We start from the raw sequence: 25,098 nt of genomic DNA on the forward strand, positions 1-25,098 counted from the left end.
GGGCATCCGCAACGAGCGCAAGTGGATCGACAGTGACTCGGGAGGTAGATAACCATTGCTCGACCTTCTAGGAGTCGATCAAGTTGGGGCTTATCGGGTAATCTCGGCGTGCTGCTGTTAGCGGGGAGTTGCCTGTTCAAGGGGGCGCGTTGACTGAGATTGGGGACGGTCTGGCCGTGTTGCGGTCGGAGATCGCAGCGTTCTATGCCGGATTCGGACAGCCGGACCTATTGCGTCGGGCGTGCGATGATGCAGTGTTGCTGGTGCCGTTGACCGATGGCGGTCGGGTCTACACATCACGTGTCCGGGGGATCGACTGGGTATGCGCGTTCACCAGCGAGGAGGAGTACGCCCGCTATCAGGTTGCTCGTGGGGTGCTGGCGGATGAGACGTACCGGTATCAGCGCCTGCTGGGGTCCCGCCTGGTCGAGTGGGCGAGTGCGAGATCAGAGCCGACGGGCGTATCGATCGACTGTGTAGGGAATCAGCCGGTGGCGTTCCCGCCGGAATTGTCGGAAGACAATGTCGAGGGGGTCAGCGCGTGAGCGAGGAGCTGAAGGTCGAGCCGGCGGTGTTGACGCAGGCCGCGAACGGGATCAATTCGATCATCGGGCAGTTGTCGGATCTGGGGATCAAGGAGACTGGCGCGATGGGGCGAGGGTTCGCGCTGCTGGCGCTGTCGCCGTTGGAGGCGGGCAAGGCGTCGGTGCAGTCGACCTTCGAGACCTTCTGCAACCGGTGGTCGTGGGGTGTGCGCTCGCTGGTGCAGTCTGCCAACACCATGGCCCAGGCGGTCGGATTGGCGGCGGGCCGATACCAGATGATGGACGAGCAGGCCAAGAATGCGCTCAAAGAGGTGTACTCACACCTGTTTTCCAACCCGCACCTGACCAAGGATCAGATCGACAAGCGGTCGTTGTCGGAAACCTTGTCCGACAATCCCTTCAACGCGCTCGCGCATCCGGACTACAGTGCCGAGTCGTTCCAGAAGATGTCCAACCAGATGCAGTTGGACGCCCAGGTCGTCAAGACCGTCGCACCGCAGGCCGCTGCCAACGTCAGTGCTCTGGCCAACCCTGCCACCATCGTGGCCCCGGCGCCCGGCACGACCGCGCCGGGGTGGAACACGGGCGCGCTGCAGCAAGCGGCGCAGATCCTGACTCCCGAGACAGGCGGTGCCAACGGCGGCAAGGCGGGCAAGTAGGTGGGGATCGGGGACTGGATCGACAATGTCGGTGGCGCGATCGAGCACGCCGTCGACGACGTGGAGACGAAGGCGGGCTCGGTCATCGATCGGGGCGCGCACACAGTCGCGGATTTCGCGCGCGACCACGGCGCGGGCGGGATCGCCGACGCGATCGACGAGATCGGCGACCAGATCTCCAACGTGCTCGGCGGGGAGATCGTCGAGAAGGAACTTGGCCAGACCAAGGACAAAAAGGAGCTGATCCACGGCGAGCCCTCGGCCATCCACGACGTCGTCGGCAAGCTGAAGTCGATGTCGGCATCGATCGAGTCGACCGGCGACGCGCTCCGCACGATCGATGTCGCGGACTGGACCGGCAAGGCCGCCACCGCGTTCCACACCGAGTTCGACAAGCAGCCCAAGGCGTGGTTCACCGCCGGGGATGCGTTCACCAAAGCTGCTGCGCACCTGGACAACTGGTACTGGGCGCTCGAGACCGCACAGGCCAAGGCGCAGGATGCGATCGACAAGTGGGAAGCGGCCGATAAGGAAGAGAAGTCGAAGAAGGCAGCGTGGAATGCGTTGTCGGACAAGGATAAGAAGTCTACGCCGCTGGTCGACACATGGACTGCGATGCGTAACGAGGCGCGTGCGATCCTGAAAAATGCTCGTTCCCAACGGGATAACATCGCCTCTCAGGTCGTGTCCGGTTTACAGGCCCAGACGCAAGAGGCTCCGGCGGAGCCGCCGTTGTCGAAACGGTTGAGTGCGGACTTCGACGACCTGAAGGGCGTCTACGACCATGGCAAGCTGAGTTTCGAAACGGGTTTGCTGACTTCGTTTTCCTCGATCGTGCAGTTCGCGCGGTCGACCAACATTCTCGATCCGTACAACATGTCGCATCCGGCCGAGTACTTCTCGAGCATGGCCGATTTGGGCACAGGGTTGGTCACTGCGGCCGCCGATCCCGGCGCGGTGGTCGATGCCATGTTGTCGGATGCACGAAAGAATCCGTTCGAGACCGGCGGCGCGATCACCGGCAACATCATCCTCACGATCGCGACCGGTGGTGCAGGCACCGCGCCGAAACTTGCCGCCGAGACGGTGGAGGAGGCCACCAACGCCGTCCGTTTCACCAAGGTCGCCACCGACGTGGTCAAGGACGCTCCTGGGGCGGTGCCCAAGGGGTTGCCACGGGTCGAGACCCCCTCGCTGCCCGGTCGCGGAGCGCCAGCGGTCGAACGCCCTGTGGAACCGTCGCCAGGGTCGGGGAATCCGTCGGCGGCTCGACCGGATGCTGTGCACCCGGGTGCGACTTCGCCGCAGTCGCCGGGTGCGGGGGTACCGAAGCCGGACGGGGCGGCCCCCGCCTCTGTCGGGGTGCCCGAGAATGGCCCGGCGGCGGGTCCCCATCCAGACGGTGCGGCGCCGCAGCCGCATCCGGCCGACACTCACTCCGGCACCGTGGAATCGGGTACGTCGCCAGGGCGCGCGGACGCACCGGCGCATCCCGGTGGGGATGGTGCGCAACCCAATCCCTCCGCAGATCCCCGGCCTGTCGATGCCGCCCGAGATCCGTCCTCGGCGGGTCCGCACGCTGATCGGCCGGGACAGCCGGGCCTTGCGACTGACCCGCCAGGCCAACCAGGATTGGCCACCGAGCGTGCGCCTGGCGACGGAACACCTGCGCATCAGCATTTGGATGCGGACGCGCCCGCGGCTCCACGCAGCGACCCGAATTCTCCTGCACCGCACAGTGAAACGCCTGAGCCGTCCCACTCAACTGCCGCTGGCGATCGGCAGCCCGCAGCCGAGCACGACCCCGCGCATGGCGGGGACCACAACGGAACTCATCCCGGCGAGCACGACACACAGCCGGAACATGCAGCCCCGTCACACGAACACAAGCCCGAGCCGGCGCCGGATGGGCCGCATCCCACGTTGGAAGACCGTGCCGGTGCCGATCAACAAGCACCGGACCACGCGCGTACCGGAAACCCCGAAGACACCAGCGATTTCGCGCACAAGACGTGCACCGACGATCCGGTCGATATTGCGACCGGAGCGTTCCTGCTCCCGCAGACCGACCTCGAGCTACCCGGTGTGCTCGGGCTGGTTCTGCGTCGCACTCATCGCTCCAACTATCGCTTCGGTCGCTGGTTCGGTCCCTCCTGGTCCGCGACGCTCGACATGCGTCTGGTGATCGACAAGGACGGTGTGGCCTTTCTCGGCGAGGACACCGTCATGTTGGCCTTCCCGCACGCCGGTGTCGGAGACGAGGTCGAGCCTGTGGCAGGGACTCGAGAGTGGACGCTGACCCGCACCGAGTTCGGCGGTTACCAGCTGTGGGATCCAATGCGAGACTTGATCTTCCATTTCGCTCCCGAACCCGGACTTCTGGGCCTGGATACGCGCCTGGGCAACTTCGCGATCTCTGCTATCACCGACCGAAACCACAACCGTGTGCGCTTTCACTACAACAGCGATGGCATTCCAACCGCGGTGACCCACTCGGGCGGTTACCGCGTCGACATCGGCACTGCCGACGGGCGCATCACCGCGCTGACAGTCGTCACCGAGGGCGAAGACCGAGAATCGCACACCCTGGTACGGGAATTCAGCTATGAGAGCGGAAATCTGGTCGCGGTGACGAATGCCGTCGGCGCGACCACCCGCTACACTTACGACGACTCGGCGCAGATGCTGTCGTGGACCGATTCCAACGACAACAGCATGGTCAACACCTACGACGAAGTCGGCCGCGTAGTTCGCCAACGCGGCAGCGGCGGGGTGCTGAACTGCGACCTGGAATATCTCGATTTCCCCGATGGCTCAGGGCATCTGACCACGATGACCAATTCCGTGGGCGGAGTGACCACCCACGGTTTCGATCGTGACCTTCGACTGCGCGACATCATCGATCCCTCTGGGGGACACACCCACACCGACTACAACGCAGCTCGTAAACCCCTGAAAGTTATTGCACCTGACGGTGCTACCACCTCATATGCCTACACCGACACCGGAGAGGTAGCCCAGATCACGCGTCCGGACGGTGCGACGATCGCGGTCGATTATGTCCTGGGCAACCGGCCGACGGTCGTTACCGATGCTGACGGTAGTGTGCGACGGCAGGAATGGAATGAGAACGGCGACCTCGCAGCCGTTGTCGATGCTGGCGGCCGGCGCAGAGAATTCGCCTACCACTCCAACGGCGCGGTTGCCGCGGTGGTCGCCGCAACAGGCGCCCGAACGGTGGTCGAAGTCGATCCCGCTGGACTTCCTATCGCCGTCACCGACCCCTACGGTGCGATCACCCGAATCGGCCGCGACGGATTCGGTCGACCGATCACGGTCACCGACCCGCTCGGCGCGATCACCCGTTACGAATGGTCTGCGCAGGGAAAACCGCTGTGCCGCATTGATCCCGACGGGCACACCGAATCGTGGGTCTGGGATGGCGAAGGCAACCTCCTCGCGCACATCAACCGCGCAGACGGAATCACAACCTTCACCTACGGCGCGTTCGACTTGCTCGAATCTCGCACCGATCCTGATGGTTCGACCACCAGGTACACCTGGGACACCGAACGGCGCCTCACTACCGTCACCAACGCACTCGGCCAGACCTGGGTCTACGAATACGACCCCGCGGGGCGTTTGATCGCCGAAACGGACTTCAATGGTGCCACCACCCGTTACAGCCACGATCTGGCCGGACGTGTCGCAACCATCACCTCCGCAACCGGGGTCACGCGTCGGCACCGGCGTGACATCCTCGGCCGCACCACTGAAATCGTGGCCGATACCGGTGAATGGCTGCGCTATCGCCACGATCCGCTCGGTCGCGTCCTGACAGCCATATCAGGAGACGGCGAACATTCTATTCACACACTGGAATTCGCCTACGACCTGTCCGGACAACTGTCCTCGCAGCAGCTCGACGATCAGCCCGCAATGCAGCACGCATACGACGAATACGGTCGTCGCATCCGCCGTACGCTGCCCAACGGTGCCACCACCACGTGGCAATGGAACCTCGCCGATCGGGTGAGCGCGCTGACCGCCGACGGGCACCACATCGGATTCGACTATGACGCACTCGGACGTCAAACCGGTTGGCGCATTGGTGAGCTCGCCATCACTCGAACCAGATCCGAGGTGGGAAACCTTATATCCCAAAGCGTCACGGCCTTTCCGGGCTCGTCGCTGAATCTCGAATCTAGCTCGTTCGCCCGGCCCGCACCCCAGGTGATCAGACACGACAGCTTCACCTACCGCCCCGACGGCTACCCTGTCGACCACGCCCTCGCCCGTCTCGACAAGACAACCGAAGCCCGGCATTTCGCCCTCGACCCAGTCGGCCGCGTCACCGCCATCACTGAGAACGGTGACCTGACAGAGGCATACGCGTACGATCCGCTCGGCAACATCATCGGCGATGCCGCGGTTCGAGATAATCCACCACCTGCAGCCGGTCGCGAGTATCGCGGTAACCTGCTTATCCGCGACGGACGCACCCGCTACAGCTACGATGCCGCCGGTCGCCTGATCCGCAAGACCACCACCCGGATCTCACGCAAACCCAGTGTGTGGACCTATCGCTACAACGCTTTCGACCAGCTCGTAGCCGTCCAGACACCCGATCACCGCTGGTGGCATTACACCTATGACGCCGCCGGTCGACGCACCAGCAAAGTATGTCGAGCCGACGACGGCACAATTATCGATCGCATCGACTACACCTGGGACAACACCCACCTGGTCGAGCAGACCACGAGCAATTCGACCCTACGGTGGCAATACCGGCCCGACTCGTACGCACCGATCGCTCAAACCGACGATCAGGACACGATCGATCGGGCCTTCTACGCCATCGTCACCGACCTCGTCGGTACCCCGACCGACCTGATCAATCCAGACACCGGCGAAACCATCGCCACGGCGACAACCGACCTGTGGGGCCAAACATCGTGGCGCGGCGGCGCCAGCACGCCGCTCCGATTCCCTGGGCAGATACACGACGCGGAAACCGGTCTGCACTACAACCTGCACCGCGTCTACGACCCCGCGACCGGTCGCTTCCTGACCCTCGATCCGCTCGGTCTCGCACCGGCCCCCAACCCAAGCCTGTACCCCCATAATCCGACGGTATGGATCGATCCCCTCGGACTCACACCTTGTGAAGACTACGAGAATCTCATAGAGAAGCTCGATGACAACACATACTTCCACTACACGAACGAAGAAACCTACCACTTGATCATGAGTGAGAACGGCGCCCGGTTTGTTGCCAATGACGTAGGAAAATTGTTCTTCACCCAAGAGATGCTGACGCCCGCCGAAGTCGAAATGAACATCTTCATCGGTAACCCCTTGTACATCGGAAAGGGTGATTTTGTCATCGCATTCACCAAACCTGAGGGGGCATTCTTCCGGCCAGGAGAACAGCCCAACGAATTCATTCACCAGGGCGGTCTGAAAATACCTAGTGGGGACGTCCTCTACCATGGAAGGAACCCGTTCTAATGATCGAAGCTGTCTTTACGACTGTTCAATCAGTCGAGGCTCTACTGCGGGCCGCGGTTGTCTTCAAGTTCGAATGCCAAAGCGAATCCCACCTCTATGCAGGCAGTCCGCAGTTCGCCGACGGTGTCCACGGTCTGCTCAATACGATCATTCAGAACTATCGCGAATCCGGCGACGAGCGTCGGGCGAAGAACTGGGAAGATCTCTATGTCCTAGACAATCCTGAACGCTTTGAGTTCGTTCGAAGCTATTCAAAGAAGCATCCCAAATGGAATACCATGAATGACAGTGACAAGAAAGTGTGGCTCGACGTGGTCGCAGCGCCGTATCGCATACGACAAGCTGACTACCAGCTACTGCTTCGACGCAGCTGATCGTGGGTGCCACCGGGTAGTCGACTGCGATAGTCAGTGATCGTCGTCGGACGAACAGAGTGAGTCCGGCATTGGTGCGAATTCATGCCATGCAGTGCGGAACACACGCTGCCGAGCGTTCGAGTGATACGGCGTGGTGGGATTCATTCTGGGCGCTGTCGAAATTGCTTGGGGCGTTGGCTGTTTGGCAATTCTGGGTGTTGTGTGTACCATTCCCGCATCTCCTGAACCGCGCGAACCTCGAAGGGGCTCACGTAGCGTCGAAGCGAGTAAACGAAATTTGCGGTGACCCATCCGACTACAAAAATCTGGCCGATGAGAATGAGAGCTCCGGCTATGCCCGACCCGCCGTATGCGGCGGCACCGGTTATGAGTCCTGGTGATCTGGCAGCAGGGTTCGACGTTTGGCTGACACGACGTGCTCGAACCTGTTTGAAGCCAATGTAGTGACTCCATGAGATGCCTGCGGACACGAGCAGCAGCAGCGCAATTCGAGGCCACAAATTTGCTTTATCGATGATCGTTGCTACAACGGCCCAGATGAAGACAATTGACAACAGTAGCAGGAGTCCGAGAGCGATCGAAATCAGAGCGCGCTTTGTCCAGTACCCGAGACCTCGCTCGTACCAGGACTGTCCGAACAATGGGATGAACGGGATCGGTGGCTGAAAATCAGTTGTGCGATCGGTCATCCGAAAACTCCATGCCAGAGTTTGGACGTCTTTGTTTGTAGCAGCCTTCGTCGAAGTGTCGGATGGAAGGTCAGGGGGTTTGGGGGTGGGATCGGTGGGGCCATGCGGTGCCTGTGAAGGTGTAGGTCGCTACTGCGGCGAAGTAGAGGGTTAGGGCTGCGATTGGTTGGAGTAGGCCTAGGGCGGCGATGGCGGTGAGGGCTATGCATGCGATGGCTGCTTGGCGGGTCTCGGTTTGGGAGGTGCGGGGTGGACAGTCGTGCTTCAGGAGTGATGGGTCTCGGCGCACTGCGGTCCACATGATGATCCATGCGACGGCCTGAACTGCGGCGGTGAGGAAATAGAAGGCGGTGGCGATACCGGCATTGCGGCCACCATCTTCGAGGTGGTGTGCCAATACCGTGGTGGGGAAAGGTAGGAAGGCCACGCAGAACAGGAGCAGCAGGTTTCCGACCTGGAGTTGGCCGTTCACTTGCCGGATGCCGGCGAAGAAGCTGTGGTGGGTCAGCCAGACCACGCCTATGGTGGCGAAGGATCCCAGGTAGGCAAGGTAACTCGGCCAAAGGCCCAGCAATTGCTTCAGCAGGTCGCCGCGCTCCTCTGGCAGTCGGATATCGATTACCAGCAGGGTGATGGCGATGGCCATGATGCCATCGCTGAACGCTTCCACCCGAGAAGCGCTCAGCGGCCGAGCGGGGACGTCCTCGGTCGACGCGTCGGTCATGGTCTGGACTTTAAAAGACCGACTACGTTGTGCGAGTTCAGCCACGCCGGATGCCATCCACTAGGCGACCGGCGCGGGGGCTGACTCACCTACTGAGACCGGGCTGGTTCGGCCATGGTCGACATTCCAGGAGAAGGAACAGCGGGCGAACGAAATTCGCGTCCCACCACGGGTTTTCCCGCCGCTGCTCGGGGGTGGGATGCGGCTCTCGAAGGTCGGTGATGGCGAAACCCGCTGCGGTGATCATGCGGATGTACGCCTCGAGGGAGAAGAAATGTTGCACCGACGGGGCGGGGGAGACTCGGTCGGCGACATTGAAGTTCTGTTCGACGGATCGGACGCCGAAGTAGGTGTCCATGGACAACTCGGTGGTATGCGTGGTGGGGGTTCGCTCGGCCCGAGCGGCGTAGAAGCAGGGGTGCATTCCGAGCAGGATCAGTCGTCCGGAAGGGGCCAGCACGCGGGCGAATTCGGTGAAGCGGCGGGCTGGGTCTGTGATGCCGTTGGGGAGTCGGTTGGCCACGACGAGGTCAACGGTGTGATCCGCAACCGGCATCGCCGCGACGTCGGCGTGGTGGAAAGTCGTAGTGTCGGGCCGGAAGTCTGGATGGGACCGGGCTGCGGCGATGAACTGCTCGCAGGTGTCCACACCGTGCACGTGCGCCGCTCCGCGTCGGACGAGTTCGCGGGCCAGATACCCCTCGCCGCATCCGGCGTCGAGGATCCGCAGGCCGGTGCAGTCGCCGATCATCTCCAGCAGCGCGGGATCGGTGAGCTGGGTTTGATACGGGTCGATACGGTCGCGGATGATGCCGATCCAGAATTCCGCGTTCTGTGCATAGGCACTGGACACACGCTCGTCACCCAGCACGCCCGCTCCTCGCTGTCGTATCGCCGATTACCGAAGCCACGTCATCAACGCCATTCTTGCCGACCGCACATGGGTGTCGAACCCGAGTCGCTGCCGCACCGCGGTATAGCGTTTCTCACAACCTGATTCACCTCCCGCGCGCCGTCCACGGCTCGGTCGGCTCGACCCTACGATCGGAATCGCTGTTTTTGTTGATGAGGGTCGGGGATGAGGGGTGTGAGGGTATGAAGCGCATGGTTTTCGGTACGACCGCGGCATTGGTGATCGGTGCGGGTGTGGCACTCGCCGGTCCGGCTTCGGCGGATGGGGGCGAGCCTTGCCAGCTGGGGTGGTCGAATGTGGGGCCGCGGACGTGTGCGAAGGCGGACTTCAATTTGAGTCCGGTGCTGACATTGGGGAATGGTGTGTGCCCGGCTTTGTTGTCGGCGGGTGGGACTGCGTTCGACGGGCCGCTCTACCAATATTCTGAGGCTCCGGGTGCGACGCATTCGGTGGTTTTGCGTGTTACGCAAGGGTTTTCGCCGGTGGGTGAGTGGGGACCACAGCTGCTGGCCTGCGATGTCACGGCGGTCGTCGATTGGCGCAATCTGGACACCGGGCAGGCGGGCAGCGTGAGCCGCTTCGTTCCGGCCGGGCAGCGCTCGACGCCCGCCGTCATCCTCGCGGAGACCGGTGCCGGACGCGTCCAACTCACCCTGCGTACCGATCGGCCGAATCTGCCCGCCTCGACCGAAGTCGTTGTGCCGTAGCGTAATCGGAGGTCGGTGCAAGCTGGGGCGGGCGGTCATTCCGCCGCGTCGGCCGTCATCGTGACGATGACATTTCCTGCCTTGTGGCCTTGTTCGACGTATTCGTGTGCTTCGACGATGTGGTCGAGGGGGTAGCAGCGGTCGATGACGGGTTCGAGGTGGCGTTCTTCGGCCAATTGGCGGAGGAGTGTCAGATCTGCGGCGGGGAGGTAGGGGTGGCCCTGGTCGACTGCCACGTAGGCCCCGTGTGGGGTGAGGGCTCGTCGGCACTCGTGTGCGGTCGGGGGATGGACCCGGTTTCCCACGGCGACGAGGATGACGTCGTATCTGGTGCCTTGCACGGTGAAATCTGTTGTGGTGTAGTCGATCACGGAGTTCGCGCCGAGTGATTTGACCAGCTCCAGATGCTGCGGTCCGCACACGGCGGTGACATCGGCTCCGAAATGCTCGGCCAGTTGCACCGCCGAGCTGCCGACCGCACCGGAAGCGCCGTACACCAGTATTTTGTGGCGGAAGCTCAACCCGCCCTTGCGCAGGAAGTGCAGGGCCAGCAGTCCGCCGTAGGGAATGGCGGCGGCCTGGGCGTAATCGAGGTTCGCCGGTTTGCGCGCCAGGACGCCGTCCTGTGGCATGCACTTGTACTCGGCGTACGCGCCGAAACCGAATCGATCGAGCCCGAAGACCTTGTCCCCCACCGCGAACGAGGTCACCGCGGGACCGACCGCGTCGATCTCACCGGCCACCACCATGCCCGGCACCCGATGGCGCGGCTTGGTCAGGCCCAGTGCGAAGCGTGCCGGAATCCACATCGTCCATGGCAAGTGAAAGCTGCGGACGAGGCAGTCGCTGGACGTCACCGCCGTGGCGTGGACCTTGATTCGAACTTCGTGGTCGGAGGGGTTCGGCTTGGCGATGTCGGCGAGTTCGAGCACCTCGGGGGGACCGTACCGGGTGCACACCACGGCCCTCATCGTCCACATCCGGGGTTCGCGCAAGTCTTCTTACTGCTCATCTCGTGAGGATCCAATGTGCTGACGTGCGCCGACAGGGCTATTGGTCCTGCGGAAAGACCTCACCGCGTTCCACCTGTCGGTGTCAGGCGTACGGGTCGTCGGTTTCCCAATCTTCGTCGGTGTCGGATGGCTCCGACTCCGCCGCATCGGTGGTCTCGATGTCCGGGAAGGCCAGGCGGGCACTGATTTTGACGCTGTCACCGTGCGCCGCGTGGGTGATCTTCAGTGTGCCGCGCAGCTTCTCGGGCAGGTCCAGGGTTCCGGCCGTGCTGCCGCTGCCGTAGGTGATCACGCCGCCGGAGTCGAGTTCGTCGGCGAGGGTGCGCAATTGGTTGGCGAGTTCGACGCGGTCGAGAGTGCGGTGTGCTTCGTAGATCTTGTGATGGCTCATGTCCAGAAGCACACCGCACCCGAGTCGTCGGCTCTAGGGACCAAGTGCCTGTGCCACCGGCCCGGAGGTCCCCGCCGCCGGATCCGGCAGCACCCGATGGGGGGATGTCCGGTCGCCGGGGCGCTCGGTCCGCGGTCGGGTGACCTTCGCCCCTGCCGATCACGGGCGCGGAGCGGCCACAGTGAGAGAGGTGAAATCGCCTGCGGACGGATGGTATCGGCGATGGGTGCACGAGACTCGCATATGACACAGTCGGACCTGTTCACGTGGAGCATGGAGCAGGATCCGAGTCTGCGTTCGACCATCGTGACGGTGCTGGTGCTCGATGCCGAGCCGGACTGGGATCGTTTGCTGCGCACGATCGATCGCGGTACGCGAGCGGTGCCGAGGTTCCGGCATCGGCTGGTCGCGGCACCCTGGGGCCTCACGCCGCCCCGCTGGACCCTCGATCCCGATTTCGACCTGGGCTGGCATGTCCGGCATCTCGCCCTGCCGAGTCCCGCGGACCTGTCCGCGGTGGTCGAGTTCGCGCGCACCGAGGTAATGTCCGCGTTCGATCCGGCCCGGCCGCTGTGGCGGTTCACCGTGCTCGGTGGCCTGGACGGGGGTGGGAGCGCGCTGGTCTTGAAGGTGCACCACAGCCTCACCGATGGTGTCGGCGGCATTGAAATCGCCAGGGAGATACTCGATTTCACCCGCGATGGGACGGACCACGGGCAGGTTGGCGACCCGGTGCGCTCGGGCGGCGGCGTGCTCGGCGATATCGTCGCGTGGAATTGGTCGGTGGGCGCGAACCTGGTGCGTGCGGGGATGGCGGCGATACCGTCGCTGGCCCGCCACGTTGTCACCAGCCCTGTCGGCGCGATCCGGGACGGTGCGGCGATGGCAGAATCCCTGATCCGGCTGGCGCGCCCGATCACTTCGACACTGTCACCGCTGATGGTCGAACGCAGCCTGGGGCGGCAACTGACGGTGCTCGATGTGCCGTTGGCGTCGCTGCGGCGCGGCGCGCACCTGGCGGGCTGTACGGTCAACGACGCCTTCCTGGCCGCGGTGCTGATCGGCCTGCGGCGCTACCACAGCGGCCACGGACGGCAGGTCGAACACCTGCGCGTGGCGATGCCGATCAGCCTGCGGCGGGACACCGATCCCCTCGGTGGCAACCGGATCACGTTGGCGCGCTTCGCCGTTCCCGTCGACATCACGGCCGCCGTCGAGCTCATGCGGGCCCTGGACGTCACCGTGGAGCGCTGGCGGCACGAACCGGCGATCCCGCTGTCGAACGCCGTCGCGGCGACCTTCAACAGGATGCCGGTCGGCCTGCTCACCGGCATGTTCAAACATGTCGACTTCATCGCCTCCGATGTCCCGGGATCCCCGGTCGCGCTCTACCTCGCGGGCGCGAAGGTCGAGCGGATCTACCCCTTCGGCCCCACCACCGGCACCGCCTTCAACATCACCCTGATCTCGCACGTCGACACCTGCTATATCGGAATCAACTCCGACACGGCGGCGATACCCGATCCGGCCCAGTTGACCGACTGCCTGGCCGCGGGCTTCCGCGCGGTCACCGCCATCGACGCGGGTGCACGCGAACAGTGAACACCGCCGCAGGTCATTGCCCGACCCGGGCCGAGATTTCCTTGGCCCAGGCCTCGATTCGGGAGCGATCGCGGAAATCCCCGGCGCTCTTCTTGGCCATGGCGGAGGCCGGGAAACCGCGGGCCGTGCGTTCGAGCCGTCCGCCGAACAGCGCGGTGTCGAGGGCCCCGAGTCGAGCCGCGTACTTGTGTACCGACTTGGCGCCGAACGCGTTTCCGTCCGACCCGTCGTCGGTCGAGGCATCGAGCGGTCCGCTGGCGAATACCCAGACGGGCCGTTCACGCAATTGCCGTGAGAATCGCCGGGCGAAGCGCCGCGCATCCCGATGCCATCGCCCGGTGTAGAGCGCCCCACCAAGCACGACGGCACCGAACCCATCCAGCGAGCGCACTTCCCGAGCCGCCCGTACGTCCGCGGGAATGTGAGCCGCCCGCAATGATTCACCGATCCACTCGGCGATCTCGGCGGTGCCGCCGCGTGTGGAACCGTAGGCGACGAGAACAGGATCTCGGGTCATGACTGCCTCCTGGAGGATCGGGCATCTCCCATCCCACTACCGGCCGCTGCCGGCGCCCAGTGCCGAAGGTCCCGACTGAGCCGGACTGCCTTCCGGGTACATGACGCTGTGCCACCAGGGGTCCAGTGGGCTGGGATCGGGCCAAATGACCGAGTTCCGGACGCGGCGCGCGGTGGTCTGGGTGGTGTCGCTCATGCGGTTCTCCTGGGTGCACGAACATTTCGTGGGGGGCAGCGACCACGCTGGCGCCGCCAGATCCAAGATCGCTGAACGCACCTGCTCCGCACAGGGGCCGAAAGTCAGCTGTCGACACCCCGAAGGGCATCGCCGTCGTCACCCATCGATCCGACCTTCGCGGTCGCGGGCGACCGGCCACATGTCGGGACCAAGTGCCCTGGCCGTGTCCTTGTCGGTATCCGATCCTGTTGTGGCACAACCAATCGAGTTCCACGACAGTCGGCCCGGATCCGCGCGGTCGGCATTCACCCGCACTCACCGAGGATCGATGCCGTGGCCGCAGAACGTGATGCACCGTGTCGAGAGCTGAGATGGCTGCTCGGCCAATTGAACGAACTACTCGACCGCCTCGATGCCGCGGAACACGCATGGTCGCAATGGCTGTCGGCGGTCGTCACCGAGTATCACGGCAGCGCCCGAAATCTCGTGCACTACTGGGCGATTCGGCAGTGCGATCTGCGTCGACTGCAGGTGCGGCTCGCCGCGTTCGGGCTGTCGTCGCTGGGTCGCAGCGAGTCTCATGTCCAGGCGGCCCTGCTGCAGGTGCGTGCGGCGGTCGTCGCGCTGCTGGACGGTACCTGGCGGGAGCCCGACAATGTCGCGGTGCGCGCCGACGAGGGCCGCGCGCTCTTGCGGCAGCGCTCCATCACCCTGTTGGGACCGCCGCCGGAGACACGCGTGGCACGGATCATGGTGACGCTGCCGTCGTCGGCGGCGACCGAGCCTCAACTGGTTCACGGCTTGGTCGCGCGTGGCATGAATCTCGCGCGTATCAACTGCGCTCACGACGACCCTGATGCGTGGCGGGCCATGGCCGCACACGTGCGGAACGCCAGCGCCGCCCTCGGCCGAACCTGCTTGGTCGCAATGGATCTCGCCGGTCCGAAGCTGCGCACCGGTCCGATTCAGGCCGGGGCTCGCAGCCTGAAGCTGCGTCCTTCCCGAGACGATCTGGGGCGAGTGCTCGCACCGGCGCGGGCCTGGCTGACCGCGGCCGAACACCCGGTTCCCGCCCCCACGCCGGGAGTGCCGACCCTGCCGGTGCCCGGCGAGTGGCTGGCCCGCCGTCGCGACGGAGAGATGCTCGCCTTCGTCGACAGCCGCGGGGCGAAACGTCGGATGGAGTTGCGTCGCCGCGACAGCGATCCCGCGGGCATGATCGCGATCACCGACAAGACCACGTACCTGGTCAGCGGTCTCGTCCTGCACGTCGAACCCATCGACGACCCCACCGAGCTGGGGCTCCTACCCGAGCGTGCGCAGAGCCTGCGTCTGCAGCGCGGCGAGACCCTGACGGTGACCCGTGATTGTTCGCCCGTACCGGTCGACGCCGAGAACGGCCCTCGGATCGGGTGCACCCTGCCGGAGGTCTTCGACTGTGCGCGCGTCGGCGAAGCGATCCTTTTCGACGACGGCCGCATCGGTGGGCGGATCGTGGCGGTCACCCGCGATGAACTACGAGTGCGTATCGACCACGCTGCGGCGAGCGGCTCGAAACTGCGTGCCGCCAAGGGCATCAACCTGCCCGACACCCGGCTGCCGATATCGGCATTGACCGTCAAGGACCTCGCCGACCTCGCCACGGTCGTCGAGGTGGCCGACCTCGTGGAGATGTCGTTCGTGCAGGACCCCTCCGATGTCGTGGCGTTGCATGAGGAGTTGGCCCGCCGTGGTGCTGAGCACCTGGGTGTGGTGCTCAAGATAGAGACGCGTCGAGCGTTCGAGCACCTGCCGGAACTGCTGTTGACCGCGATGCGCCGACCACGGGCCGGCGTGATGATCGCCCGAGGCGACCTCGCGGTCGAAGCCGGCTACCAAAGGTTGGCCGAGTTGCAGGAAGAGATCCTGTGGCTGTGCGAAGCAGCGCACCTGCCGGTCATCTGGGCAACACAAGTGCTCGATCAACTCGCGACCAGCGGTCTGCCCTCCCGGGCCGAGATCAGCGACGCGGCAATGGGCGAGCGAGCCGAATGCGTGATGCTCAACAAGGGCCCCTACATCGACGCCGCGGTCGAAGTCCTCGACGACATCCTGCACCGCATGACAGAGCATCACTACAAGAAGAATGCCCTGCTGCGACAACTACATTCCTGGCCCCTCGAACCCGCGCCATAGCCGACGATTCCTGCGGGCCCGGTCGAGTCGCGGGCGCAGGCGGCGCGGCGATGTGGGCCGCCTCGACCGAAGTCGTTGGGGCGTAGCGGAATTCTTACCGAAGTGTGAACTGGTCGCTGTGGGTGCGGTGTCGGTTCGGTGTGTGGGGCGGTGCGGGGCATCGTGGGTCTCGTTTCGAGGAATCGATGCGAGGAGACATGTATGGGTGCAGAGAGTGGTCCGCTACGGCCGAGTCGGCGGGCGGTGTTGGGGGCGGCTTTGGTCGCGGGGGCGGGCGCGGTCAGCGTCGGGGGATTCCTGTTCGCCGAGAACGGGGTTGGTCCGGTTCGGCTGACCGCGCGACGCATTGTGGACGGGTTGCAGGCGGCGAATGGGTTCGTGCCGGGGTATCGGCGGAATCATGCCAAGGGTGTGGCGGTGACGGGGTGGTTCGAAAGCAGCGGGGCGGGAACGGAACTGTCGGGTGCTTCGGTGTTCCGGCCCGGGACCTATCGGCTCAGCGGTCGGTTCTCCCTGGCCGGGGGCAAGCCCTTCGCGCCCGACGCTGCCGCCGCCCGCCGTGGCTTCGGGCTGCGTATCGCCTTGCCCGCCGGGGAGGAGTGGCGGTTGGCGCTGCTGAACATTCCCGTGTTCACCGATGCCTCGGCCCAGGACTTTCACGATCGCACCGCCGCCTACGCGCCGGACCCGTCGACCGGAAAGCCGGATCCCGCCCGGGTGCGCGACTATCTTTCCGCGCACCCGAAAACGGCTGCGGCCCTGGGTATTATCGAACAGAACCCACCCGCCGCGAGTTTCGCCACCTCGACCTTCCACGGTCTCAACGCCTTCGAATGCGTCGACGCGAATGGGCACAGGACGCCGGTGCGGTGGCGGTTGGAACCCGAAACCACCGATGCCACGACCGCATCCGGGGACAACCAGCTTTTCGCGAGTCTGGCTCGCGATGTTCGCCGTGGGCCGGTGCGATGGAAACTGATTGCCGTGGTGGGTATTCGAGGTGTCGATCCGACCGATGATCCGACCGTGGCGTGGCCTGCCGACCGGCGTCGCATCCAGCTGGGCACCGTCGTGGTGACAGCCATCGCCACCGAGACCGCCGCCAATGTGCGGGACGTGAACTTCGATCCGCTGGTGCTCCCGAAGGGTCTGGCCGCCTCCGATGATCCGGTGCTGCAGGCTCGTTCGGCCGCGTATGCCGAGTCCTACCGCCGTCGTGCCGGAGAGTCGGCCGCCCGGCAGCCGCTGCGGGCGGAGGAACTGGCATGAGCGAGTCTCTCGACGAATTCGTCGCCGCCGAGCCGCTACCCACGGAACGGGCCGACATGCCGCCGGATTACACAGTGTCCCAGGATGATTCGAAAGAGCCGTCGAAGGAGGTCTCTTACAATCGGTTGGCGCGGGTGCTGCACTGGCTGATGGCGGTCCTGATCGTCGCCATGCTGTTCCTCGGTGCCGCCATGATCGGAACGATCGGCAATTACGGTGTGCTGCTGAGCATCCATCGCACCGTCGGCCTCGCGATCCTGCTCCTGGCCGCGATACGAGTGGCCAATCGACTGTTGCGCCGTGGCCCCCTGCCGGGCGCGGGCCTACGGCGAGGTGAGCGCGTGGCCGCCGTGGCCTCGGAGCTGACGCTGTATGTGCTGTTCATCGTGCAGCCGCTGCTCGGCTGGGCGCTGGTGTCGGCATCGGGCATGCCGGTCCGGGTGGCGAACGGCATACTGCTGCCCGCCCTCGTCCCCGAGAACGCGCACCTGTATGCCGGACTGCACCTTGCGCATACGTGGCTGGCCTACCTGCTGCTGGCGTTGTTCACCGCCCACATGTGCGCCGTGCTCTGGCACGCCGTCGCCCTGCGGGACGGCCTGCTGCGCCGAATGCTCTAGTCGAGCGCGTGCTCGGGTTGGCAGACATCCATCGGGGAGGGGAGATAGCGGGTGATGGCGTCCAATATCGAGGGGATGTCGTCGGCGGTAGGGGCCGTGCTGCACAGGATGGGAACGATCTCCCCGATTCGGGTGAGCGACCGAATGCGGTGATGCAGCTGCTCGACGGGGATCGACCGAAGCGAGACGCCGGGAGGTTGGGGTAGTACGGCTTTCGCGAGACCGCGGTACCACGCTTCGGCGGTCTCCCAGCCGATGCCGTGAATCTCGGCGGCCAGCGGCGCGACGTCCCAGGTGGCGATCAGGTCGAGGCCGCCCGCGAATTCGGGGCCGGTGCCGAGCGGAACGTGGACCGTGACGGGGGTCGCGCCGCGAATGTCGGCGATGGTGCGGACGCAGCGAGGGAAGTCGGCGGCGGGGCGGTCGAGGGCGGTCACCAGGCACAGGCGGGCGACCTGGTGATCGTCGGCCACTCGCAGGATGGTTTCGAGACGAGGGCCGGGAGCGGCGGCGTGGGCGACCGCGATGAGGCTGTCTGCCACGCGGATCGAACGCTCGAGCTGGGCGAGGGGTGCGTGGATCGGCAAGGTGGCGATCCGGATGGTGTGCTCGATGCGGTCGGTCGCCCAGCGCACCGTGTCCGCGGGCCCGCCGACGTGGCGGTAAACCCGGTGCACCAGCCGCGACGTCTCGTCGGGATCGCCGATGATCGTGACGTTGCGGATCGACTGCGGGTCAATGGCTTTGGTGCCCATCGCTCTCACCGTACCGCCGGGGGCGAAACGGCGGAGCGGATTTCACTCCCAAAATAGAACGTGTTCCTATACCGTCGGGGCTGTGCAGAAAGAACAACGCCCCGCCATCGCGGACTGGTTCACTGCGGACGACGGAGTGGTGCGGCTCGAGGGCAGCCGCTGCGAGGTTTGCGGCACACCGTATTTCCCGCGCAATGACCTGGCCTGCCGGAATCCGCGGTGCGCCGGGCCCAAGGATGGCTCCGAGCTCGCCGAATACCTGTTCTCCACGCGCGGCCGCATCTGGTCGTACGCGGATGCCCGCTACAAGCCGCCCGCGCCGTACGTCTCGGCCGACCCCTTCGAGCCGTACGTGGTTGCGGCCGTGGAGCTCGAGGTCGAGCAGATGGTGATTCTCGGACAGGTGGTGCGCGGGCTCACCGTGGACGACCTGGCCGTCGGCATGCCGGTGGAGTTGACCCTCGGAACGCTCTACGAGGACGAGGAAGCCGAGCACACGGTGTGGATGTGGAGGCCGGTCAATGACTGAGACGAATCGCGATATCGCCGTCCTCGGCGCGGGCATGCACCCGTGGGGCAAGTGGGGACGCAATTTCGTCGAATACGGTCTGGTCGCGGCGCGCGCGGCGCTGGCCGACGCCGGGGTGAGCCACCTCGATGTCGGATACATCGCGGGTGCGGACACCATCCGCAACGGCTATCCCGGATTCGTCGCGGGCGCGACCTTCGCTCAGGCCCTGGGCTGGTCGGGTGCGCGGATCTCGAGCAGTTACGCCGCGTGCGCCTCGGGCGCGCAGGCCATCGCGAACGCCCGCGCCCAGATCCTGGCCGGGCTGACCGAGGTCGCGCTGGTGATCGGCGCGGACACCACCCCGAAGGGATTCTTCCAACCGGTCGGTGGCGAACGCCGGGACGACCCGGACTGGCTGCGCTTCCACCTGCTCGGCGCGACCAACCCGATCTACTTCGCCCTGTACGCTCGCCGCCGCATGGCGCTGCACGGCGCCACGCTCGACGATTTCGCCGCGGTCAAGGTGAAGAACGCCCGCCACGGCCTCAACAACCCGAACGCCCGGTACCGCAAGGAGGTCTCGGCCGAGGAGATCGCCGCCTCGGCCGTCGTCTCGGATCCGCTACGCCTGCTGGATATTTGCGCGACCAGCGACGGCGGCGCGGCCCTGGTGCTGACATCGATGGATTACGCCCGTCGTCACGGCATCGCCGACCCGGTGCGCATCAGCGCGCTCTCGACGGTCACCCCGACCTTCCCGAAAACCGTTCTCGACCTTCCGGATTTCGCGACGGATTCCGCCGTGGCGGTCGAACCGCCCTCGCGCGCCTTCCGTTCCGCCATCGCGCACGCCGCCTACGAGGAGGCCGGAATCGGCCCGGACGACCTGTCCTTCGCGGAGGTCTACGACCTGTCCACCGCCCTGGAGCTGGACTGGTACGAGGACATCGGCCTGTGCGAGACCGGCGCGGCCGAATCGCTGCTCCGCAGCGGCGCAACGACTTTGGGCGGTCGGATACCGGTCAACCCGAGTGGCGGCCTCGCCTGCTTCGGCGAGGCGATCCCCGCGCAGGCCATCGCCCAGGTCTGCGAGCTCACCTGGCAGCTGCGCGGCCAGGCCGACGGCCGCCAGGTCGAGAACGCCCGCGCGGGCATCGCGGTCAACCAGGGCCTGTTCGGCCACGGATCGGCGATCATCGCCACTCGCTGAGACTCAGGCGAGCGCGGCGCGCAGCGCATCGGTCCATGGCAGCCAGCGTGGATCGGGTCCGCCGGTGTCGTCGCCGATCATATTGGTGCAGGTATAGCCGACCGCGACGCCGGATTCGGGGTGAGCCATGGCGATTCGACCGCCATTGCCGACCTGCCCGAAGGCGCCCGCCCCGAGCAGTTGTGCGGGGCGGGTGAGTTCGTAGCCGTGGGCGAAGTGGTTGGTTCTGGGCATGAGGTTCAGCGGCACCGGATGCTCGAGCCCCTCGGTTTGCGGTCGGCGGGCGCGGTCGAGCGCTTCTGGGGTGAGCAGCCGGATGCCGTCGATCTCGCCGATGGTCGCGGCGAACATCCGGGCCAGGGAGCGCGCGTTCCCGATGCCATTGCCGGACGGAACCTCCGCCTCGTGCCCGGCCCGGGAGTTCAACAGCGTGAGCCCCTCGTCCCGTGCCGCGAGCGTGGCGAGGGTCGCCCGGACCAGCCGGTCGTTCAGGTCGACGCCCATACCGGTCAGCGCCGCCGCCACATCGGCGACGCCCGGCATATGCCGACGGGTGAACTGCGGAACCACACGGTGCTCCTGGTCCTCGGGCAGCCCGATCCACAGGCTCAGCCCGAGCGGCTCGGAGATCTCCGCGGCCAGGAACTCCCCGACGCTCTTGCCCGACACCCGGCGAATGAGCTCGCCCGCCAGATAACCCCAGGTGAGCGAGTGATAGTAGAACGCGGTACCCGGCTGCCACAGCGGCGTCATGGCCGCGAGGGCGGAGACGCACCTCGACCAATCGGTCAATTCCTGTGCGCCGATGGCGGATTCGGCGTCGAAGCTGGACAGTCCGCCCCGATGCGACAGCAGGTCGGCGACCGTGATCTCGGTCTTGCCGGCCGCCGCGAACTCCGGCCAGTACTCGCGGACCGGGGCCTCGAGGTCGAGCTGGCCGCGATCGACCAGCAGGTGCACGCAGGTCGCGGTCATACCCTTCGAGACCGACATCAGGACGGTGAGAGACTCTGCGTCCCAGGCCTTCCCGGACTCGGGGTCCTGCCCGGTCCACAGATCGACCACGACGCGCCCCCGCCGATACACGCACAGCTGCGCCGCACCCGGATCCTCGGCCTGCGCCCGGGCGAAGCCGTCCCGGACCTCCTCGAACCCGCGCTCGACAAATCCCTCCGCCACGCCTCCAGCCTCCTTGCCGAGCTTCCACGGGCACGCCGTCGAGGCGAAACCCCTTCGCCCTGCACGATATTCGACACCTGTCGCCGGGCCGGTAGCGGCCCGACCGGGACGCCTATGCCGCCGGTCGCCTCAGGGTAGGACGTTCGGGATCAGCTGCGGTGCTTGCTCGGCTACCCAGGTGCCGGCGAAGGAACCGGCGTAGTAGCCGATATAGGTGCCCGCCACACCGCCCAGAATCCCGCCGCCGATCAGGCCGACGGGCGCGGCCGCTCCGGCGGTGAGCGCGGTGGCCAGCGCCCCACCCGCGGTGCCGCCCAGCACGGCTCCCGTTACGCCGCCGATGATTTGACCCGCGACGGAGCCGATATAGGTGGCGTTTTCCATTGGGCTGGCGATCGGGGCCGCGTAGGCGACCGGGTCCGCCTCCGGCACCGAAGCCGGATTGATATCGAGCGCGGGAACCGAGTCCGCCGCGGAGGTCGTGGGGGCCACCGGGGTTGCCTGCGTGGCCGGGATGGTCGTGGCCGCAAGGGATTCGGCGGGGTCGATCTCCGGGGCGGTGGTGGCCGACGCGGGGGTGAAACTCTGCGGGGCCGGTGCGGGGATCGCGGTGTCGGCTGAGACCGGGGCGTCAATGGTGGCCGGAGCGGAGTGGGCGACGGCGGCCGTGGCGGTGCCGGAGGCGGTGAGGCCGAATGCGGCGGGGAGGGCCACCGCTACCGGGAGTCCGCGGAGGAGCTTGCCGCGGTTGCGTGCTGCGCGATGCCGACCTGCCATGCGTATCTGCCTTTCTGAGCCTTGCGTGCCCCCCACCTGTCTTGCGTGTCGCCCTCACCATCGTCGGCGGGCGCTGGGGCACAACAGGATTGTGAGTGGGCTCGCAGGCCGGTCCCCGCGGCTATGAGGAATCGCGGCGGGTGTGAGATTCGGCGCGACGGGAAACCAAACGGTCCAAAACGGCCATCTGAATAAGAGATGTTTCATATGCTCTGGCGCGCGGAGTGGGGGCACCCGCTTCGGCGCATGATTAGAGGACTGATTTATGAAACGAACCATTCTTGTGGGTGCGGCCGCCTGCGCGCTGTTCGGCGCGAGCTTCGGAACGGCCGCGGCAGACGGGATTCCGCTCACCAACGCGCCGCTGGCCGATGTCGATATCTCCCCGGGTTCCGCCGCCGACCTGGGACACGCCGTGGGCGCCGGATCCGTGGACGCCGGGAGCGCCGCGGTCGTGCTCGGCAGCGCCTTCGGCGGCGGATGGGCCGGCGGGGCCATCGGCGAGATTCTCAGCGGCCTGTCGTCGCACTAGTCTCGATTGCCGAGCGGTCGCCGTAGCGAGAAATTCGCGCGGCGGCCGCTTTCGGTGCGCCCGGAGAATTACGGTTCCACCGGGAAGTTTTCCATTCGAAAACTCGATTCACCCACCGGCCTTCGTTATTCGCCGGTTATTCCATCACCGGCCCGTGATCGGCCATGCGGGCGCGTTAGCAATAACGCCGCGACGCAAGAGCATTGCGTCGCGCGATGAGGAGGATTCGTGTCCCGCAAGAACATTCGGCTGGCCGCCGTGGTCGGCGTGCTGACGCTGGCGTGTACCGCTACCGGTATCGCCGCGGCCGCCCCGGGCAACGACAACGGTCAGGGCCAGAACGGTCAGGGCCAGAACGACAATGACCAGGGCAAGCGCGGCGACCGGCATGTGCTGCTGATCTCGGTCGACGGCATGCATCAGGCCGATCTGGCGTGGTATGTCGGACAGCACCCCAATTCCGCGTTGGCGGCGCTGGCGAACAATGGCGACCAGTACACGCACGCGCAGACCACGAACCCGTCGGACTCGTTCCCGGGCATGGTCGCCCAGTTCACCGGCGCGACGGCCGGACAGTCGGGCGTCTACTACGACGACACCTTCAATCACGACCTGCTGCCCGCGGGTACCACCGACTGCGCGCACACCCCGAAGGGCGCCGAGGTCGCGATGATCGAGGCGATGGACAAGAACCAGAACTCGCTCGACGCGGGGCAGGGCCTGGCGGGCCTGCCCGACAGCATCCTGGGCATGACCGGCGACCCGAAGACGGTGCTGAACCCGGCGGCCATGCCCGTGGACCCCGCCACCTGCAAGCCGGTCTATCCCCACCAGTATCTGCAGGTCAATTCGGTCTTCGACGTCCTGCACGACGCGGGCAAGCTGACCGCCTGGTCGGACAAGCACCCGGCCTATTCGATTCTGGATGGCAAGTCCGGCAAGGCCATCGACGACCTGTTCACCCCGGAGATCAACTCCGATTCCCCGGTCGCGGGCAAGGACTGGACCAAGGACGACAAGTACACCCAGCAGTACGACGGCTACAAGGTGCAGGCCGTCCTCAACGAGATCGATGGCAAGGACCACTCGGGCGCCAAGCAGGTCGGTGAGCCGTCCATCTTCGGCATGAACTTCCAGTCCGTCTCGGTAGCCCAGAAGCTGCCGACCTCCGACGGCCGGACCGGTGGCTACCAGGCCGACGGCGTGACCCCCGGACCGCTGCTGTCCGGTGCGCTGGACTATGTCGACGGCCAGCTGGCCAGGATGCTCGCCGAGCTGAAGGCCAAGGGTGCGGACAAGTCCACCACGGTCATCGTCTCCGCCAAACACGGCCAGTCGCCCACCAAGCCGGGCGATCTGACCCGCATCGACGACGGCCCGATCATCAAGGCGCTCAATGCCGCGTGGAAGGCCAAGAACCCCAACGCCACCCAGGACCTGGTCGCCTTCAGCGTGGACGACGACGCCATGCTGCTGTGGCTCAACGACCGCTCGCAGGCCGCCGCCGACTTCGCCAAGCAGTGGCTGCTGGCCAATAACGGCACCGGCAACGACATCAATGGAAATCCCAAGGCGTACACCAAGTCCGGCCTGACCGATGTGCACGCGGGCGCGGACGCGGCGTCGTATCTGGGCGCCCCGGCCAATGACCCGCGCCACCCCGACCTGGTCGGCGTCGCACAGGTCGGCACCGTGTACACCGGTGGCAAGGGCAAGATCGCCGAGCACGGTGGCGCGAACCCCGCCGACCGCGATGTGCCGCTGATCGTCTTCGGACCCGGCGCCAAGAAGGCGGTGGTGAACGAGTCCGTGCAGACCACGCAGATCGCGCCGACCATCCTGAAGCTGCTGGGCGAGAACCCGCAGAAGCTGGACGCCGCCAAGGCGCACGGCGTGCGGGAGTTGCCGAACCTCGGTTGAGCATCGACGGCCCGCCGGTGGCATCCGGCGGGCCGTTTCACCGAATCCCGGTGGGCGCGAGGGCCTGTCGGGGCGTCGGGCTCGCTGAGATGCGCGCACAACCCCCTTCGTTGTGCGCGCATCTCACCGAGCCCCCCGCGGCGGGTGGGACAGGGGATTGGTCGATCGTCGGTACCCGCGGATGCGTATGCGAAGGGAACCCGTTCCCGCGCAGGGCGGTTCGAGCGCATCCGGCGTCCGGTCACGGACCGGTACCGGGAAAGGTGGCCACAGCTTAGCAGTGCTGTCGGAGACACAGAAGGGGCTGTCCGAGGCACAGAAGGGG

General features: G+C 65.8%; 22 protein-coding genes. 13 read left to right on the forward strand and 9 right to left on the reverse strand.

From position 1 onward, the window contains the following. Nucleotides 1–176: 176 nt before the first annotated feature. The 4 genes from VMT65_RS07670 to VMT65_RS07685 are packed head-to-tail and all read left to right on the forward strand — an operon-like array spanning nucleotide 177 to nucleotide 7,089. Complete coding sequence (locus VMT65_RS07670; RefSeq protein ID WP_326307248.1) at nucleotides 177–545, forward strand: hypothetical protein; 369 nt, start codon at nucleotides 177–179, stop codon at nucleotides 543–545. Further along, on the forward strand, nucleotides 542–1,204 hold the full coding sequence (locus tag VMT65_RS07675) for a hypothetical protein (protein WP_326307249.1): 663 nt from the start codon (nucleotides 542–544) through the stop codon (nucleotides 1,202–1,204). The genes VMT65_RS07670 and VMT65_RS07675 overlap by 4 nt, the downstream gene beginning before the upstream one ends. Beyond that, nucleotides 1,205–6,715 carry a putative T7SS-secreted protein gene (locus tag VMT65_RS07680; RefSeq protein ID WP_326307250.1) on the forward strand — a complete coding sequence of 1,837 codons (5,511 nt, stop codon included), beginning with the start codon at nucleotides 1,205–1,207 and terminating at the stop codon, nucleotides 6,713–6,715. Next, the gene (locus tag VMT65_RS07685; RefSeq protein ID WP_326307251.1) at nucleotides 6,715–7,089 is read left to right on the forward strand and encodes a hypothetical protein; all 375 of its coding nucleotides are present in this window, start codon (nucleotides 6,715–6,717) and stop codon (nucleotides 7,087–7,089) included. Before VMT65_RS07680 ends, VMT65_RS07685 begins: the two co-directional genes overlap by 1 nt. Nucleotides 7,090–7,232: 143 nt before the next feature. Here VMT65_RS07685 and VMT65_RS07690 read toward each other — a convergent pair whose 3' ends face one another. The 3 genes from VMT65_RS07690 to VMT65_RS07700 form a co-directional block, all read right to left on the reverse strand. Beyond that, on the reverse strand, nucleotides 7,233–7,781 hold the full coding sequence (locus VMT65_RS07690; protein ID WP_326307252.1) for a hypothetical protein: 549 nt from the start codon (nucleotides 7,779–7,781) through the stop codon (nucleotides 7,233–7,235). 70 nt (nucleotides 7,782–7,851) lie between these two features. Beyond that, nucleotides 7,852–8,505: a TMEM175 family protein gene (locus VMT65_RS07695; RefSeq protein WP_326307253.1), complete on the reverse strand. Its 654-nt coding sequence runs from the start codon at nucleotides 8,503–8,505 to the stop codon at nucleotides 7,852–7,854. 85 nt (nucleotides 8,506–8,590) lie between these two features. After that, the gene (locus VMT65_RS07700) at nucleotides 8,591–9,376 is read right to left on the reverse strand and encodes a class I SAM-dependent methyltransferase (RefSeq protein WP_326307254.1); all 786 of its coding nucleotides are present in this window, start codon (nucleotides 9,374–9,376) and stop codon (nucleotides 8,591–8,593) included. A gap of 524 nt (nucleotides 9,377–9,900) precedes the next feature. On the opposite strand from VMT65_RS07700, the gene VMT65_RS07705 reads away from it, so the two are divergent. Beyond that, nucleotides 9,901–10,125: a hypothetical protein gene (locus tag VMT65_RS07705; protein ID WP_326307255.1), complete on the forward strand. Its 225-nt coding sequence runs from the start codon at nucleotides 9,901–9,903 to the stop codon at nucleotides 10,123–10,125. 35 nt (nucleotides 10,126–10,160) lie between these two features. Here the strand turns inward: VMT65_RS07705 and VMT65_RS07710 are convergent, their stop codons facing one another. Both VMT65_RS07710 and VMT65_RS07715 read right to left on the reverse strand, forming a co-directional pair. Next, nucleotides 10,161–11,096: an NAD(P)-dependent alcohol dehydrogenase gene (locus VMT65_RS07710; protein WP_326307256.1), complete on the reverse strand. Its 936-nt coding sequence runs from the start codon at nucleotides 11,094–11,096 to the stop codon at nucleotides 10,161–10,163. A 124-nt stretch (nucleotides 11,097–11,220) separates the two neighbouring features. After that, complete coding sequence (locus tag VMT65_RS07715) at nucleotides 11,221–11,529, reverse strand: amphi-Trp domain-containing protein (protein ID WP_326307257.1); 309 nt, start codon at nucleotides 11,527–11,529, stop codon at nucleotides 11,221–11,223. Between the two features lie 243 nt (nucleotides 11,530–11,772). Here VMT65_RS07715 and VMT65_RS07720 point away from each other — a divergent pair, with 243 nt between their 5' ends. Beyond that, nucleotides 11,773–13,131 carry a wax ester/triacylglycerol synthase domain-containing protein gene (locus VMT65_RS07720; protein WP_326307258.1) on the forward strand — a complete coding sequence of 453 codons (1,359 nt, stop codon included), beginning with the start codon at nucleotides 11,773–11,775 and terminating at the stop codon, nucleotides 13,129–13,131. Nucleotides 13,132–13,144: 13 nt separating this feature from the next. Here VMT65_RS07720 and VMT65_RS07725 read toward each other — a convergent pair whose 3' ends face one another. Further along, nucleotides 13,145–13,648, reverse strand: coding sequence for a flavodoxin domain-containing protein (locus VMT65_RS07725; protein WP_326307259.1), 504 nt, complete (start codon nucleotides 13,646–13,648; stop codon nucleotides 13,145–13,147). A gap of 510 nt (nucleotides 13,649–14,158) precedes the next feature. On the opposite strand from VMT65_RS07725, the gene VMT65_RS07730 reads away from it, so the two are divergent. The 3 genes from VMT65_RS07730 (at nucleotide 14,159) to VMT65_RS07740 (ending at nucleotide 17,889) form a co-directional block, all read left to right on the forward strand. Further along, nucleotides 14,159–16,000 (forward strand): pyruvate kinase, encoded by a 1,842-nt coding sequence (locus VMT65_RS07730; protein ID WP_326307260.1) that lies wholly within the window; start codon nucleotides 14,159–14,161, stop codon nucleotides 15,998–16,000. Nucleotides 16,001–16,201: 201 nt separating this feature from the next. Continuing rightward, a complete protein-coding gene (locus VMT65_RS07735; RefSeq protein WP_326307261.1) occupies nucleotides 16,202–17,269 on the forward strand; it encodes a catalase family peroxidase in 1,068 nt (355 codons plus the stop codon). Then, the gene (locus VMT65_RS07740; protein ID WP_326307262.1) at nucleotides 17,266–17,889 is read left to right on the forward strand and encodes a cytochrome b; all 624 of its coding nucleotides are present in this window, start codon (nucleotides 17,266–17,268) and stop codon (nucleotides 17,887–17,889) included. The genes VMT65_RS07735 and VMT65_RS07740 overlap by 4 nt, the downstream gene beginning before the upstream one ends. Here VMT65_RS07740 and VMT65_RS07745 read toward each other — a convergent pair. Beyond that, complete coding sequence (locus VMT65_RS07745; protein WP_326307263.1) at nucleotides 17,886–18,644, reverse strand: hypothetical protein; 759 nt, start codon at nucleotides 18,642–18,644, stop codon at nucleotides 17,886–17,888. The two genes, VMT65_RS07740 and VMT65_RS07745, sit on opposite strands and share 4 nt — an antisense overlap. Before the next feature lie 82 nt (nucleotides 18,645–18,726). On the opposite strand from VMT65_RS07745, the gene VMT65_RS07750 reads away from it, so the two are divergent. Next, nucleotides 18,727–19,173 (forward strand): Zn-ribbon domain-containing OB-fold protein, encoded by a 447-nt coding sequence (locus VMT65_RS07750; protein WP_442790186.1) that lies wholly within the window; start codon nucleotides 18,727–18,729, stop codon nucleotides 19,171–19,173. Further along, nucleotides 19,166–20,365 (forward strand): lipid-transfer protein, encoded by a 1,200-nt coding sequence (locus VMT65_RS07755; RefSeq protein ID WP_326307264.1) that lies wholly within the window; start codon nucleotides 19,166–19,168, stop codon nucleotides 20,363–20,365. Before VMT65_RS07750 ends, VMT65_RS07755 begins: the two co-directional genes overlap by 8 nt. A 3-nt stretch (nucleotides 20,366–20,368) precedes the next feature. Here VMT65_RS07755 and VMT65_RS07760 read toward each other — a convergent pair whose 3' ends face one another. Next, on the reverse strand, nucleotides 20,369–21,544 hold the full coding sequence (locus VMT65_RS07760) for a serine hydrolase domain-containing protein (RefSeq protein ID WP_326307265.1): 1,176 nt from the start codon (nucleotides 21,542–21,544) through the stop codon (nucleotides 20,369–20,371). 129 nt (nucleotides 21,545–21,673) lie between these two features. Next, nucleotides 21,674–22,321 (reverse strand): hypothetical protein, encoded by a 648-nt coding sequence (locus VMT65_RS07765; RefSeq protein ID WP_326307266.1) that lies wholly within the window; start codon nucleotides 22,319–22,321, stop codon nucleotides 21,674–21,676. Nucleotides 22,322–22,586: 265 nt separating this feature from the next. Between VMT65_RS07765 and VMT65_RS07770 the strand changes: the two genes are divergently transcribed. Further along, nucleotides 22,587–22,853 (forward strand): hypothetical protein, encoded by a 267-nt coding sequence (locus tag VMT65_RS07770; RefSeq protein WP_326307267.1) that lies wholly within the window; start codon nucleotides 22,587–22,589, stop codon nucleotides 22,851–22,853. 228 nt (nucleotides 22,854–23,081) lie between these two features. Beyond that, the gene (locus VMT65_RS07775; protein WP_326307268.1) at nucleotides 23,082–24,773 is read left to right on the forward strand and encodes an alkaline phosphatase family protein; all 1,692 of its coding nucleotides are present in this window, start codon (nucleotides 23,082–23,084) and stop codon (nucleotides 24,771–24,773) included. Nucleotides 24,774–25,098 lie beyond the last annotated feature (325 nt).

Origin of the sequence: Nocardia sp. CDC153 (assembly GCF_035818515.1) — a bacterium.
Classification (GTDB): Bacteria; Actinomycetota; Actinomycetes; order Mycobacteriales; family Mycobacteriaceae; genus Nocardia.

Bases quoted from the DNA above. Each gene is read 5' to 3' on its own strand.
- VMT65_RS07740 (WP_326307262.1), top strand. From the start codon at position 17,266: ATGAGCGAGTCTCTCGACGAATTCGTCGCCGCCGAGCCGCTACCCACG.
- VMT65_RS07745 (WP_326307263.1), bottom strand. From the start codon at position 18,644: ATGGGCACCAAAGCCATTGACCCGCAGTCGATCCGCAACGTCACGATC.
- VMT65_RS07695 (WP_326307253.1), bottom strand. From the start codon at position 8,505: ATGACCGACGCGTCGACCGAGGACGTCCCCGCTCGGCCGCTGAGCGCT.
- VMT65_RS07690 (WP_326307252.1), bottom strand. From the start codon at position 7,781: ATGACCGATCGCACAACTGATTTTCAGCCACCGATCCCGTTCATCCCA.
- VMT65_RS07755 (WP_326307264.1), top strand. From the start codon at position 19,166: ATGACTGAGACGAATCGCGATATCGCCGTCCTCGGCGCGGGCATGCAC.
- VMT65_RS07765 (WP_326307266.1), bottom strand. From the start codon at position 22,321: ATGGCAGGTCGGCATCGCGCAGCACGCAACCGCGGCAAGCTCCTCCGC.
- VMT65_RS07685 (WP_326307251.1), top strand. From the start codon at position 6,715: ATGATCGAAGCTGTCTTTACGACTGTTCAATCAGTCGAGGCTCTACTG.
- VMT65_RS07735 (WP_326307261.1), top strand. From the start codon at position 16,202: ATGGGTGCAGAGAGTGGTCCGCTACGGCCGAGTCGGCGGGCGGTGTTG.
- VMT65_RS07770 (WP_326307267.1), top strand. From the start codon at position 22,587: ATGAAACGAACCATTCTTGTGGGTGCGGCCGCCTGCGCGCTGTTCGGC.
- VMT65_RS07710 (WP_326307256.1), bottom strand. From the start codon at position 11,096: ATGAGGGCCGTGGTGTGCACCCGGTACGGTCCCCCCGAGGTGCTCGAA.
- VMT65_RS07715 (WP_326307257.1), bottom strand. From the start codon at position 11,529: ATGAGCCATCACAAGATCTACGAAGCACACCGCACTCTCGACCGCGTC.
- VMT65_RS07725 (WP_326307259.1), bottom strand. From the start codon at position 13,648: ATGACCCGAGATCCTGTTCTCGTCGCCTACGGTTCCACACGCGGCGGC.
- VMT65_RS07720 (WP_326307258.1), top strand. From the start codon at position 11,773: ATGACACAGTCGGACCTGTTCACGTGGAGCATGGAGCAGGATCCGAGT.